Source organism: Planctomycetota bacterium (assembly GCA_039182125.1).
Lineage (GTDB): Bacteria > Planctomycetota > Phycisphaerae > Tepidisphaerales > Tepidisphaeraceae > JBCDCH01.
Genome location: JBCDCH010000003.1, coordinates 86,818 through 100,717, shown reverse-complemented (window position 1 = coordinate 100,717; position 13,900 = coordinate 86,818). Strand labels below are relative to the sequence as shown.

The window sequence follows — 13,900 nt, the reverse complement described above, 5'->3', positions numbered from 1 at the left end:
CCGCCTGCCCGTGCGATCCGTCGCGTAGCATGTCGCATGCTTCCAGTAGGTGTGATCGGTTGTGGCCGGATGGGTCGTTTGCATGCGCGGGTGTATGGCGAGATGCCGAACGTCGAGCTCGTGTCGGTGTGTGATGCCGACGGAGACAACGCCCGGCGTGTGGCCGAGACCTATGGCGGCCGGCACACCACCGACGTCACCGACCTCATCGGCAACGTCAAGGCCGTCACCATCGCGGTGCCGACCATCCATCACCTCGAAGTCGCCAAGCCCCTGCTCGAAGCCGGCATCGCCTGCCTGATCGAAAAGCCCCTGGCCCAGGACACCGCCACGGCCCGCGAGATCGCCGAGCTCGCCGCCAAGCACGACGCCGTCGTGCAGGTCGGGCACATCGAACGGTTCAACCCGGTGGTGCGTTCGCTGCGGAGCCTTTCGATCACGCCACGGTTCATCGAGGTCACGCGCGTGTCGCCGATGACGTTCCGCAGCGTCGACGTGGGCGTGGTGCTGGACATGATGATCCACGACATCGACATCGTGACCTGGCTGGCGGGCAGCACGGTCGAAGGCGTCGAGGCGGTCGGGGTGCCGGTGTTGGTGCCGGGCGTCGAGGACGTGTGCAACGCGCGGATTCGCTACGCCAACGGCTGCGTCGCCAACCTCACCGCGAGCCGGATGGCGCTCAAGACCGAACGCAAGCTCCGCGTGTTCAGCCCCGAGGCGTACGTCTCACTCGACTACCACAAGAAGGCCGGCGTCTTCATTCGCAAGGGCGACAACGTCGAGAAGATGCGGCAGCTCGTCGAGCAACTCCGCAGCGGCGAGGTGCGTGACCTCGGCGACATCGACTACGAGGAACTCGTCAACGTCGAGCAACTCACCATCGACGATACCGAACCGTTGCGGGCGCAGGCCGACAGCTTCATCGCCGCCGCGACGGGTGAGCAGAAGCCCGAGATCAGCGCCGAGGACGGCATGCGTGCCGTGGAAACCGCCGAGAAGATCGTGGCCGCGATCCCGGAAGTGTCGGTCTAAGCGAGACGATTCGGGGCGATTGCCCGTTGACAGAAACACGGCCAACGACGATCGTGTAACTGTTACAATGTGTCGTTACGCCTTCCCATCGCTGTTCTTGGTTGCTTTTTCGTTGCTTGCACACACCGCGTTGGCCGAGCAGACGCCGTGGGTGGATGAGACGGGTCAGCCTGTCTCGGTGCCCGAGGTTGGCGTGGTTCGGGTCGAAGCCGAGCACTTCGACAACGGCGGTCCCGGCATCGCCTATCACGAACCAAATCCTGACGAACGGCCGGCCAACGCCGGCGAGACCCGCCCGGAAGTCAGCGTCGATCTCGGCTACGCGGGCAGCGGCGTCACCATCGGCTACGTCGAGCCGGGCGAGTGGTGGGAGTACACGCTCGATGTCCCGACCGCCGGCGAGCGTGAGTTGTTCGTGTCATACGCCCGTGGCGCGGCCGAGGCTTCGACGCTGCGATTCACCGTCAATGGCAGGTCGACCGACATCGTGCTCGGACCGACCGGCGGCTGGCTGAGTTTCACGATCGCCAACGGCGTCTTGCCGCTCGACGCCGGCACCAACGTCATTCGCGTCGAGGCGGTCGATGTTGGCGCGATCAACCTCGACTACTTCGAACTGCTCGCCGCACCGACTTACGGGAACGAGGGCAAAGCATGGGTTGTGGGCGACGAGGCAAGCGTGATCGACGGGCGTCACTTCGACACGACCCGGCGGCTCGGTCGGGACGCGCCGCCGATGCTGAGCGAAACGCCCCTGCCATACACGATGCGGCTGACGCGGTCCGGTTACCACAAGGCCACGTTCGCACTCGCCGACGTCGCGCCAGATGGCGGAACGGTGACCGCCGAGTTCAACGGGTACACCGCCGCCGTCGACGTCCCCGCCGAGAGCGATCGTGCCGAAATCCAACTCACGTTGCGGCCGGGGTTGGGCGTGCTGAATCTCACCGGCACCGACGCCGCGATTGAATCCATCACCATCGAGCGAGCGATCACCGCCATTGAGTCCGTCGCGGTCGGGGCCGGCTCATACGCCGCCGCGCCGCCGAATGTAGTCCTCGACCGGGTCAGCGATCTGTTTACCCGGGTCTTCGAGAAAGAGTACGACTGGATCGACCGCCCCGCCGATGCCCCGCTGCCGACCAACGACTGGTGGACGAACATTCTCGAATCGCCGTTCGCCGGCTGGCTCACGCCCTACCCGCTGCGCGCGCGGACCGGCCCCGACGGCGTGACCGTCATGGCCGTCACCGACATCGGCGGTGACGCCGGAACCATCGCCGTCAGCGGCAGCGAAACGATTCGGCTCATGCCGCCCAACAACGCCGCGTTCACCCGCGACGCGCTGCTCGATCACAGCGACTGGACGATCCACTTTCGCATGGAAAGCGACACCAAAGCTCACGTCGATGTCACCCTCGGGCGCGGCATGCCGGCCGTCTGGTTCGAGGCGTCGGGCATGCCATTGCGGTTCGACGTCGGCAACGCCGTCCTGGCCGAGGACAACGGCGACCACATCCGCCTGACCAAAGGGACTGCAGAGTTCGGCATCTTCACCGACGACAATAACGCCGTCTTCGTGCTCGACGGCAACGTGCTCACAGTCGTGAATGCCACGGCGGTCACGGTCGCGACACTCCCGAGCGCGGAGGCGTTGCCCGTCTTCGCCGAACACGCCACGGCGCGACCGGTCGGCAGCACCTTCGACTTCGACTACGAGCCTGGCCTGGTCACGACGACGTGGGCGATTGAAACATCCAACGGGGAAGCCGCACTCCAAACATGGCTGCCGCATCACGTCGAGGCAACCATTCCGCCGGCTGGGCTCACCGGCGATACCTACCCGAGCATCCGCGGTCCCGTCGCGCTCTCGACCGGCAACACGTTCACCATCGCCCACCGCGCCTATGGCATGCCGTATGTCCTGCCAAAGCCGACGGGTGCCGACTTCGACGAAGCCCGCATGCGGCAGTACCTCAACGAGTTCGCGGCCGAGATGGTCCGCATCGACAACGGGCCGATCTATGTAAACAACACCTACTGGGGCGGCAAGGACATGCAGCGCTACGCCGAGTTCGCGCTCATGGCCGACACGCTCGGCGACGACACGGCCGATGAGTTCCAGGCCGCGCTCGAAACGTCCGTCACCGACTGGCTCACCTACACGCCCGGCGAACAGGGGCGCTTCTACGCCGCATACCCGGGCAGCAGCGCGATCGTCGGCTTCGCGCCGGACTTCGGCTCACAGAACTTCACCGATCATCACTTCCACTACGGCTACCTCACCGCCAGCGCCGGCGTGCTGATGCTGCGCGACCCGGCGTTCGCCGAAGACTTCGGCGAGATGGCCACGCTCGTCGCAAAGCAGTACGCCAACCCGGATCGCGAAGACAAGCGGTTTCCGTATCTGCGCACGTTCGAACCATGGGTCGGCCACAGCTACGCGGCCGGAACCAGCAGCGATCGCGGCAACAACCAGGAGTCGACCTCCGAAGCCATCCAGTCCTGGCTCGGACTTGCACTGGTCGGTGCGGCGACCGACAACCAGCGGCTGCTCGCGGCCGGCATGATGGGCTACACCATCGAAGCCGAAACAACGATGCGCTATTGGTTCAACAGCGCGGGCAGCAGTTGGCCCGAGGGTTTCACCGAATCCAACGTCGGCATCCTGTTCGACGACAGCGCGACCTGGGGCACGTGGTTCGGCCCGAACCCCGAGTACATCCTCGGTATCCAGGCGTTGCCGCTCTGGCCCAACCTCGCGTACCTAGGCCATGACGCGGCCCACACCGAAGCGACGCTCCGAAAGTACTTCGCCGCCCGGGGACAGGACGTCGAAGAGATCGACGCCGACGCGTTCGCGGACCTGGAAGACAGCACGCCCAACGACTGGCAGAACGTCATGCTCGGCTACTGGACACAGGCCGACCCGGGCAGCGCGACGCGGATCATGGGCGACCTGCTTGAACAGGACAGCCCGTCGATGACCAAACCCGACGCCGGTCTGTACTACTTCCACGCTCACGCGTTGGCCGACATCGGCCGGCATGACCCGGGCTATCACCTGAGCCTGCCGCTCGGTGGTGTGTACACCGATGGCGACCGCCGCACCTACGTCGTGACCAACACCGGCGATGCGGCGACTCCGGTCGACGTCTTCGATCGCAACGGCAACATCGTCGACACCTTCGACGCCGAGCCGGGCATCAACGTCATTCGCCGCTGAACGCGGTGGCGACCGAACGCGATCGCCAAGCCCGAGTTACCGCCGACGAATCGGGATCAGGACGTTCACGTCGAGGTGCTTCTCGTGGAAGCCGGGGCCATACCACTCGAGCGCGGGCCCGGTGCCACCGTCAACGTCGGCATTGGGGAGCCACTCGTTGTAAATCTTCGTGAACGTCTCGGCGAGGTTGTCCAGGACGGTGCTGAAAATCGCGTACTCGGTCTCCGGTACGTCCCACTTGTGCATGCCCTCGGGCACCTGCGCGTCGGGCGCGACGGGAATGCCGGCCATGTACGTCAGCACGCCCGTGTCCTCGTGGTATTGCATCACGCCGTACGCACCACCGCCGCCGATTGATGGCGGCCATTGCACGTCGTGGGCCGAACCGAACTTACCCCAAAGCTCGCCAATCTCTGGCGACATCGGTTTGGTGTCGATCTGGTATCCGACAACCGTCAGTGCCGGGCGTGCCTCAAAACGTGGATTCATCGGAGCTCCTTGCCACCGATGAATATACACATTTTTGCGACTACTCCCAAGTCATCCCGAACTGCTTGACCAGAAATGCGTAAATGTCCGCTGCCTCGTCGAGACGTTTGGCGGTGGGCTTGCCGGCACCGTGGCCGGCGTCGGTCTGGTGGTGCAGGAGGTAAATGCCGTTGGGGTCGGCGTTGGCCTGGAGCGTGGCGACGTACTTGAACGCGTGGGCCGGGACGACACGATCGTCGCCGTCGGCCGTCAACACCAGCGTCGGCGGGTAAAGCACGCCCTCTTCCACGTTGTGCAACGGCGAGTAGGCGTACATGAACTCGAAGTGCTCGGGGTTCTCCATCGCGTTGCCGTACTCGACGGTCCAGAACCGCCCGGTGCCGAAGGTGTGGTAACGGAGCATGTCGATCACCGGCACCTGGCAGATGACCGCGCCGAACAGGTCGGGACGTTGGAGCTCGACGGCGGCGACGAGCAGGCCGCCATTGGACCCGCCGCGGATCGCGAGCTTCTCCGGCTTGGTGTAGCCGTTGTCGATCGCCCACTCGGCCGACGCGATGAAGTCGTCGAAGACGTTCTGCTTGTTCTCAAGTTTGCCGGCTTCGTGCCACTCGGCACCGTACTCGTCGCCGCCGCGCAACCCGGCGAAGATGTACACGCCGCCCTGTTCCAACCACGCGATCAACGACGGCGCGAAGTACGGCGACTGGCCGATCGAGAACCCGCCGTAGCCATAGAGGATCGCGGGGTTGTCGCCGTCGAGTTCGAGCCCCTTCTTGTGCGTCACGAACAGCGGCACCTGCGTGCCGTCCTTGCTCGTGGCAAAGTGCAGCGACACGTCGAACCCGCTCGGATCGAAGTCGAGCGTGCTTGGAAACACCTCCTCGAGGCCAAGCTCCTCGTCGGCGGCAAAGGCAACCGACGGGAAGTTGTAGCTCGTGTAGCCGAAGGTGAACGTCTCGCGTTGCGGGTCGGTGTCGACGCCGAAGACGGTGCCCTCGCCGGGGAGTTCGACGTTGCGCACGCTACCGCCGGTGCGATCGCGGACGGTCAACACACTGCGGCCGTCCTTCGAGTGAACCGCCACGAAGCCGCCGTCGATCGTGCCGACGGTTTCGAGAACGGCCTCGCCCTCGGGGATGATCGTCTGCCAGTTCTCGATCTCCGGCTTGAGCAGGTCGACCGCGACGAGCTTGCGGCGCGGCGCGTCCTTGTCGGTCAGGACGTAGAACGTGCTGTCGGTGTTGCCGACGATGGAATAGCGGGCGTCCTGCACCGGGAACAGCTCGGTGAAGCCGCCCTGCTTGGCCGGGTCGCAGTCGTCGCAGATCTCGCGGTACATCACCCCGCTGCGGCGGTCGGTGCCACGCGACTTGTAGACCACGAGGTAATCCCCCGCGTCGGTAACGAACGGGAACAGCGAAAGCTCCGGATCGTCCGGCTCGGTGTACACGATCGCACCATCACCCTGCGGCTCGCCGAGGACGTGATAGCGCAACCGGTTGTTCAGCCGGCTCTCGTCGGACGGGTACTGGTTGTACCAGAAGCCGGTGTTGTCCGGGTTCCACGCGATGCCGCTGAACCGCATGTTGGTCAGCTCGTCGGCGAGGTCTTCGCCACTCTCGACTTGGCGAACTTTCACGACACGCTGGTCCGAGCCGCCGACGGACACGGCGTATGCCATGAGCGCGCCGTCCTTGGTGAAGGTCGTCCCGGCAAGCGCGACGGTGCCGTCATCGCTGAAAGTGTTGGGGTCGATCAGCACGCGGTCACCCTCGACATCGCCGCCGCCACGGACGTACATCACGCTCTGCGGCTGAAGGCCGTCGTTGCGGGTGTAGATGACGGTGTCGCCGTACCGGCTCGGCGTGGAGAACCGCAGGTAGTCGGTCAACTCTTCGAGCCGGGCACGGATGGCCGGCTTGCTCTCGACGTCGAGGTAAGCGTCGGTGATGGCGTTCTGCTCATCAATGAACGCGCGAACTTCCGGCCCGTCACCTTCGAGCCAGCGATACGGGTCGGCCACGGGTGTGCCGTGGAAGTCGTCGACCACGTCGTCGGTCGGAGTCGTCGGATAGTTCAAGGGTACAACCACGGCAAGAAAAATGGATGCAATCACGGCGGCATCCTATGCCGTGCGATTCACTCCTCGGCGTTCCACCGGTCGTAGTCGAGCAACGCGATGTCGACCGCGGTCTGCACACCGTCACTGAGCCGCTCGACCAAGGCCATCGCCTGCTCGCCACGGGCTTCCTCGGCGAGCAGCTCGGTGTACTTCTCCTGGCGAAGTTGGTTGCGCAAGTCCTGCTGAACTTTCGCGTCGGCGAACGGCTGTACCCGGCCGACCGTCTTCTGCTCCACGAACACCAGCACCTGCGCCGGCCCCTGTCGATCGCTCAGCGGAAGTGGACCGAGCGTCTGGCCCGGCTCGCCGGCGAACACCGCATCCTCGATCTGCTTGTACCGATACGCCCCACGTTCCATCAGCCCGATGCCCAGATCGCCGGCGCTCTCGCGGAGCATCGCGTCGTCGTTGAACTGGCCAGCAGCGGTCAGGAAATCGAGCTCGTCGCTGTCGATGCGGGCTTTGATGTCGCGGGCCTTGGTCAGCGCCGCGTCCGGACCGCCGGCCGCGCTCTCGTTGATCCGTAGCAGTCGAAACTCCGCCTTGGCTTGCTCGGTGTAACGGTCATCGACGATCTGCTGGTAACGCAACCGCATCTCGGACGGGCTGACCTGAATCCGCGGCAGGAGCTTGCGTTGCACGTAGGTGTCGATGAGGAACTGATCGAACTTGCGTTCGACCATCGCGTCGAGGTCTTCGAAGCCGAGTTGCTTGGCCCGACGGTTGGCCTCGGTGAAGGAGCCGCCCGCCTCGGTCACCTGCGTACGTCGCCACTCGAAAGCACGCTGACGGGCGAACTCGCGCTCGTTGTCGTTGAGCACGCGGCGGGCCTGGCTGAGCCGGACCTCATCGCCGATGAGGCGTTCGAGCTGCTGACGAATCTCACGCTCGGCGACAACCCGGTATCGTTCACGCTCCATCGTTTGTGCACGGGCGCGGAGGATCGGACGAACGTCTCGCAGGACTTCGTCGGTGTAGAGGGCCGTGCCGTTGACCCGCGCGATCACGCCACCGACGGGTATGACGCGATCGGAAGGCACCGTCTGCACGGGCCCAAGGTTCTCGGCTTCGGAAAGCTCCGGCACGGAAATGCCGGCGGGGACCGCGGCGTCGGGCGACGGACTGCCGGCCGCCAAATCACCTGCCCCGGCCGAGTCGAGCGTCGGCTCTGGCACCGGATCCCCCAGCGGCTCGACGATGCCCGCATCGTCCACCGGGCCCACGTCCGGCGTCACGTCCTCGCTCGGTCCGGTCGGCCCCGGCTCACCGGCCACGATCACGTCGCTCGGCTCGGTCCGGTCACCACGCAACACCTGAAACCAGCTACACCCGCCGGTCATCATCAATACAGCGATTGCCGCCAAAAATAGTCCGATTCGCATGCCGGGATGGTATCCGACCGGTCGCCGAAACAAGACCACTCGCGACAAGATCGGTTGCCGTGACCGGCCGGTGGCGCTTCAATAGCGACATGCGTTGGATGTTCCTGTTGCTACTCGTGCCCTGGCTGACGGTCGGCTGTGCGTCGAACGCGCGGACGGTGGCGCCGGCCGAACCGGTCGTCGCGGGTGACTTCGACAACCTCTGGGCCGCGGCCGAAGACGCGGCCCGCGATCTGCATTTCAAACCCGACCTGCAGGACAAACGACGCGGCGTGCTGGTGACCGAGCCGATGATCGCCGCCCAGCCGACCGAGATTCTGTTTCGACACGAACTCTCGACGATGGACGACATGGCACGCAGCGCGACGGCAACGTACCGCCGGACGGTTCGGTTCGATTTCGAGGAGACCGACGCGGGCTTCGTGGCGAAGCCGATCGTTCGCGTCGAACGCCTGAGCCTTGCCGAGCGGCGGATCACCGACCCGGCGTTTCACCGCGACTTCTTCCGCCGCGGCGACGAGCGCGGCACGCCCGAGTCCGACCGTGGCGTTTTCCTGCCCCGGCAATACTGGTACGACGTCGGACGTGACGAAAACCTTGAACGCCGACTGGCCGACATGGTGCGTCGTAGGCTCTAACTGAGATGCCAGAAGGTCACATCATTCGGATCGAAGCCGACAGGCAAAACGCGTTGCTCGGCGGGCGTAAGGTGCGCGCTTCCTCCCCGCAGGGGCGGTTCGAGGAAGCCGACGCGATCGACGGCCTCAAGCTCACGTCGGTCGAAGGTCGCGGCAAGGTGCTGTTCTACCACTTCGGCAAACCCAACATCGTCATGGTGCATCTCGGTCGGCTCGGCCGCTTTCGGCACCACGCCGGCCATGTACCCGAGCCACGCGGCGCGGTCCGCATGCGGCTTGCCACCAACGATGCCGGCCTCGACCTGATCGCGCCGATCACCTGCAAAATCGTCAGCGTCGACGAACACCAAGCCGAACTCGACAAGCTCGGGCCCGACCCGTTGCATCCGGACTTTGACGAGTCGGCCGCGAAGAAGTGGGTGCGTGAGAAATGCAAGGCGAGCCGAAAGCAGATCGGTGCGCTGCTGCTCGATCAATCCGTCTGGACCGGCGTCGGCAACATCTTCCGAGCCGAGGCCCTCTTCCGCACCGGCATCCACCCCGCCACCCCCGCCAACGAACTGACCACCAAGCAGTTCAACGCGTTGTGGGAGGACATGCTCCACCTGATGCGTTACGCCACGAAGACCGGCAAGATCATCGGCGTGGACCGCAAGGACATCGACAAGCCGCCGAGCAAGCTCGGCTCGGGCGAGCGCTTTCTTGTGTACAAACGCGGCAAGTGCCGCCGCTGCCGGAGCGACCTCAAAACCAGCACCATCGGCAGCCGACCGATCACCTGGTGCCCGAAGTGCCAAAAGCCCAACTGAAAACCCACGCCCGCGACGTCGGCTTTCGGACGGATCAGTGACCCGCGTCCCAGTCGACGCTGGGGTCTTTCAGATCATGGGGGTCGTCGGGCAAGGCGGCGATGAGATCGTCGAGTTGGCCGACTTCGACGTTCTCGTGAAGCACGTCGTTGATCATCAAGACCGGCGCGGTGCCGCATGACCCGAGGCATTCGAGTTCAACGAGAGTGAACCGCTGATCATCGCTGGTCTCGCCGACCTCGACATTGAGCGACTCGGAGAGGTAATCGGTGATCTTGCTGGACTGGCAAACCTCACACGCGAGACTTCGGCAGACTTGCAGGAGATATTTGCCCTTGGGCTGGAGCCAGTACTCCTCGTAGAAGCTGGCCGTATCAATGACCTCGGCCTCGGAGAGTTCGAGGAATTCGGCGATCTCGCTCATCGCCTGGGCAGGGATCCAGCCGTACTCGTGCTGAAGCAGGTGAAGCCCCGGCAAAAGGCACGCCTGCTTGGTCGGGTAGCGGGGAAAGTACGTGTCACGCAACGTCGCCTTCATCGCGTCGGTGAGCAGCGGTTCGCCGGCGTCGGTCAGTGCGGCACGTTTGTCTTCTGCAAGCCAAGCCATGCAAGACTTTAGCGGCCGACGAGGGCGTAGGGAAATGTGGAATGGAGACGGTTTCGGTGCGCGTGTCGTTGCGGTAAGCTCACACGCCGGTTGAATGCCGGAGAGGAGCCGGCGACCCGCACTTCGTCATCTCAAATCTCAGATTTGAAATCTCAAATCCCCAGGAGGACGCCATGTCTGTCGCTGATGCCCCCGCCGCCACAATTCCGTCGGTCGTGAAAGATTTCCTTTCCCGGCCGAAGAAGCTGCTGATCAACAACGAATGGGTCGAGTCCGAGAGCAGCGCTTCGTTTGCCGTGTACAACCCCGCCGACGACAGCGAGATCGCGCAGTGCCCGTCGGGCAACAAGGCCGACATCGACAAGGCGGTGATGGCCGCCCGGCGTGCGTTCGACAACGGGCCGTGGACGAAGATGACCGCAAGTGATCGCGGCACGATGATCTGGCGGCTCGCGGACCTGCTTGAGAAGCACGCCGACGAGTTCGCCGCACTGGACGCGCTCGACAACGGCAAGCCGCTCGCCGTCGCCGCCGCCGCCGACGTGCCGCTGGCGATCGACATCTTCCGCTACATGGCCGGCTGGTGTACGAAGATCGAAGGCAACACGATCTCGCTCAACGTGCCTTACGCGCCCGACGCGCAGTTCCACGCTTACACGTTGCGTGAGCCGGTGGGCGTGGTGGGGCAGATCACGCCGTGGAACTTCCCGCTGTTGATGGTCGCGTGGAAGCTGGCACCGGCACTCGCGGCGGGCTGCTGCGTGGTGCTCAAACCCGCCGAACAGACGCCCCTCTCGGCCCTGCGGCTCGGCGAGCTCATCGTCGAAGCGGGCTTCCCCGAGGGCGTCGTGAACATCGTCACCGGCATGGGCGAGGACGCCGGCGCGCCGCTCGCCTCCCATGATCTGGTCGACAAGATCGCGTTCACCGGCAGCACCGAGGTCGGCAAGCTCATCGCCAAAGCGGCCGCGGGCAACCTCAAGAAAGTCACGCTCGAACTCGGCGGCAAGAACCCCAACCTCATCCTCCCCGACGCCGACCTCGACACCGCGATCCCCGGTGCGGCCAGCGCGATCTTCTTCAACCAGGGTCAGGTCTGCTGTGCCGGCTCACGCCTTTTCGTCCACAAGTCGATCTATGACGATGTCGTGTCCGGTGTTGCCGACAACGCCAGGAACATCAAGGTCGGCAATGCTTTCGACAGCAACACGCAGATGGGCCCGCTCGTGTCGAAGGAGCAGTTCAACCGCGTCACCGGCTACCTCGACTACGGCCGGACCTCCGGCGTCAAAACCATCACCGGCGGCAACGCCCCGTCCAGCGCCGGCTACTTCGTCGAACCGACCGTTCTCGAATCCACCGACGAGTCCAACAAGCTCATCCAGGAAGAGATCTTCGGCCCGGTCGTCGTCGCCACGCCGTATGACTCCGAGGAAGATCTGATCCATCGGGCCAACAACACCAACTACGGCTTGGCCGCGGGCGTCTGGACCAAAGACGTCGGCAAGGCCCACCGCCTGGCCGCGGCGATTCGTGCCGGCACGGTCTGGGTCAACTGCTACAACATCTTCGACGCGGCGCTGCCCTTCGGCGGCTACAAGCAGAGCGGCTGGGGCCGCGAGATGGGCCACGCGGTACTCGAGAACTATCTCGAGACCAAGAGTGTGTGCGTCGGATTGTGACGTGATAGCTCGGTCTCACTCGCGCCATGTCCGCAACACCAGCGGGCGCTGCTGATCGTCTGCCGCTTCGAGGTATGGCACCAGCGCCCGCAGCCGACGCAGGTCAGACCAATCCGTCACCGGTGCTCGTAATCCGGCGACAGCGGCGGCGGTGCGATCGGTCGCCTCCACCGCCTCGGCGGCGACCACGCCGTTGGCCAGTGCCGCGAGCATCGGACCGAATTCGGCATCGACCTGCACGAGACGGGCATCGCCTGTCGGAGCCAGATCGACCAGAGCGGCGGCCAACGCCGCGCGAGACGGCTCCACGATCAGGTCCAACGTCTCGGCGTCACCGGGCCAATCCGGCCACGCCGCAAGCCGTCCGGATTGTTCGAGCGCCCGGCGGTGCAGGTCAGCGTCGGCAAGCCGGTCCCATCGAGCAACGATCTTTCGCAGGGCCGCAACCGCGTCGGCATTGGTCGGGCTGCCGCCGGCAAGTTCATCGCCCAACTCGATCACGCCCTGCCGGACCAGGTCCCGCGACGCCGACACGCGGCCGCCAAGAAACCGGTCCAACTCCGCGTCCGGCTCGAACGCCTCGGCCAACTCGAGCAACTCTCCGAGCGCGGCAACCTGGTTGAGCACGCCTAGCGCCGCTTCGTCCGAGCGTTCGGTGAGCGCGACGGCTGCCCCGGTGACAGCGCGGTCGAGCCCGCCGACCGGCCGAACGCCGGCCCTTTCGAGCGTCGGCATCACCTCGCTCGCTTCGGCCAGTGCGGCCAAGGCGTTGGCCATCTCCAGATGCTCGGCCGCTTCCCGTGCAAACGCGGTCGGTGGCGCGTCGAACACGCTGGACCCGCCAACCTCGCCGGCGGTCCGCAGCACCTCCAGCCGCTGCCGTTCAAAGCGCTGCCGCATGCCTTGCAACTGCCGCGCAAGTTTCGCCGGAAGACGGCCCGCGTCGATCCCGTCGGCGACCGCCCGTGCTTCGGCGAAGGCATCGAGGCCACGCAGCATCGCGACGGCGGTCTCGTCCTTGCCACGGGCGAGCTTGAGGACGTTCGACAGTTGCCGGAGTTCCTGCTCCGGCAGCGCCAGCGTGTCGACGCGGCGGATCAAATCACGGTAATTCCGCATCGCCGAGAGCCGGGCCGCGCCAGCATCGACGGTGCGTGGGTCGAGGAACAGCGCGATTCCGTCGGCGATCCGCGTCTCGAGTGCCGCCCGCTCACCGGCCGCGACGGCCTTGTTCCGTTCCAGCCCGTCGGCTAACTCGACCACCAGCGCGAGCGCGCCGGTCGCATCAACCTGGGTCGGACGATCAGCACGCGGCGTCGCGGCGGCTTCCGCAAGGGCCTGCATCTGCCGGCGAAGGACCGCCGACACCTTGAGCCGCTCGACGATGGCGGCGAGATCGGCCACGGGCGGCAGGCCGCCGCGGCGCAGGTCGCTCACCCGCTGCGGGTCGATCACCACCGAAGACACGTTCAACTATCGCGCGATCGCATCACCGACCGGCGCGAGCGTCGCTTGCAACGCGGCCAAGTCCGGCGTGTCGGGCAGGCCGAACGTCGCCCGGTGCAACACGTCGTCGTTCGCCAACGCACCCTCGTCGGCGACCCCGATGAGCACGCTCAAGTCGTCGGCCCGCAATAGCGCCGTCGCCTGGACATCGCTCATCGGCTCGGCGTTGGCCGCGACGCTTAGCAGCCAGTTCCGCAGCAGTCGCAGATCGACCCGCGCGTCCGGTTCGACGCCAGTGGCCGCACGGCGCAGTTTCGCGACCGTGTCGAGCGCCTGGTCGGCATCGCGTGCCAACGGCCGCTCGATGTTCGGCAGACGCACTTCTCGGGCCGGCTGAGCAAACACGGAACCGACGATCAACCAAGGCAACAGCAAGGCAGCGACACGCATGCGGAACCTTA

General features: G+C 65.4%; 11 protein-coding genes. 5 read left to right on the top strand and 6 right to left on the bottom strand.

The features are described 5' to 3' along the window. The first annotated feature begins 36 nt into the window (after nucleotides 1-36). Nucleotides 37-1,035: a Gfo/Idh/MocA family oxidoreductase gene (locus AAGD32_01440; protein ID MEM8872896.1), complete on the top strand. Its 999-nt coding sequence runs from the start codon at nucleotides 37-39 to the stop codon at nucleotides 1,033-1,035. Nucleotides 1,036-1,147: 112 nt separating this feature from the next. Then, a complete protein-coding gene (locus AAGD32_01435) occupies nucleotides 1,148-4,261 on the top strand; it encodes a glycosyl hydrolase (protein MEM8872895.1) in 3,114 nt (1,037 codons plus the stop codon). A gap of 36 nt (nucleotides 4,262-4,297) precedes the next feature. Here AAGD32_01435 and AAGD32_01430 read toward each other — a convergent pair whose 3' ends face one another. From AAGD32_01430 to AAGD32_01420, 3 genes are read right to left on the bottom strand one after another with little or no spacing between them, the layout of a single operon-like run. Continuing rightward, nucleotides 4,298-4,750 (bottom strand): GyrI-like domain-containing protein, encoded by a 453-nt coding sequence (locus AAGD32_01430; GenBank protein ID MEM8872894.1) that lies wholly within the window; start codon nucleotides 4,748-4,750, stop codon nucleotides 4,298-4,300. Nucleotides 4,751-4,790: 40 nt separating this feature from the next. After that, entirely contained in the window at nucleotides 4,791-6,869 is a 2,079-nt protein-coding gene (locus AAGD32_01425; protein MEM8872893.1) for a prolyl oligopeptidase family serine peptidase, read from the bottom strand. A gap of 23 nt (nucleotides 6,870-6,892) precedes the next feature. Beyond that, nucleotides 6,893-8,257, bottom strand: coding sequence for a peptidylprolyl isomerase (locus tag AAGD32_01420; protein ID MEM8872892.1), 1,365 nt, complete (start codon nucleotides 8,255-8,257; stop codon nucleotides 6,893-6,895). Nucleotides 8,258-8,346: 89 nt separating this feature from the next. Here AAGD32_01420 and AAGD32_01415 point away from each other — a divergent pair, with 89 nt between their 5' ends. Further along, on the top strand, nucleotides 8,347-8,895 hold the full coding sequence (locus AAGD32_01415; GenBank protein ID MEM8872891.1) for a hypothetical protein: 549 nt from the start codon (nucleotides 8,347-8,349) through the stop codon (nucleotides 8,893-8,895). 5 nt (nucleotides 8,896-8,900) lie between these two features. Continuing rightward, complete coding sequence (locus tag AAGD32_01410) at nucleotides 8,901-9,704, top strand: DNA-formamidopyrimidine glycosylase family protein (GenBank protein MEM8872890.1); 804 nt, start codon at nucleotides 8,901-8,903, stop codon at nucleotides 9,702-9,704. A gap of 34 nt (nucleotides 9,705-9,738) precedes the next feature. Here AAGD32_01410 and AAGD32_01405 read toward each other — a convergent pair whose 3' ends face one another. Further along, the gene (locus AAGD32_01405; GenBank protein MEM8872889.1) at nucleotides 9,739-10,311 is read right to left on the bottom strand and encodes an NAD(P)H-dependent oxidoreductase subunit E; all 573 of its coding nucleotides are present in this window, start codon (nucleotides 10,309-10,311) and stop codon (nucleotides 9,739-9,741) included. Nucleotides 10,312-10,484: 173 nt separating this feature from the next. Here AAGD32_01405 and AAGD32_01400 point away from each other — a divergent pair, with 173 nt between their 5' ends. Then, the gene (locus AAGD32_01400) at nucleotides 10,485-11,993 is read left to right on the top strand and encodes an aldehyde dehydrogenase family protein (GenBank protein MEM8872888.1); all 1,509 of its coding nucleotides are present in this window, start codon (nucleotides 10,485-10,487) and stop codon (nucleotides 11,991-11,993) included. A 15-nt stretch (nucleotides 11,994-12,008) separates the two neighbouring features. Here the strand turns inward: AAGD32_01400 and AAGD32_01395 are convergent, their stop codons facing one another. Beyond that, a complete protein-coding gene (locus tag AAGD32_01395) occupies nucleotides 12,009-13,451 on the bottom strand; it encodes a hypothetical protein (GenBank protein MEM8872887.1) in 1,443 nt (480 codons plus the stop codon). A 15-nt stretch (nucleotides 13,452-13,466) separates the two neighbouring features. Further along, a complete protein-coding gene (locus AAGD32_01390) occupies nucleotides 13,467-13,889 on the bottom strand; it encodes a hypothetical protein (GenBank protein MEM8872886.1) in 423 nt (140 codons plus the stop codon). Nucleotides 13,890-13,900: the final 11 nt, after the last annotated feature.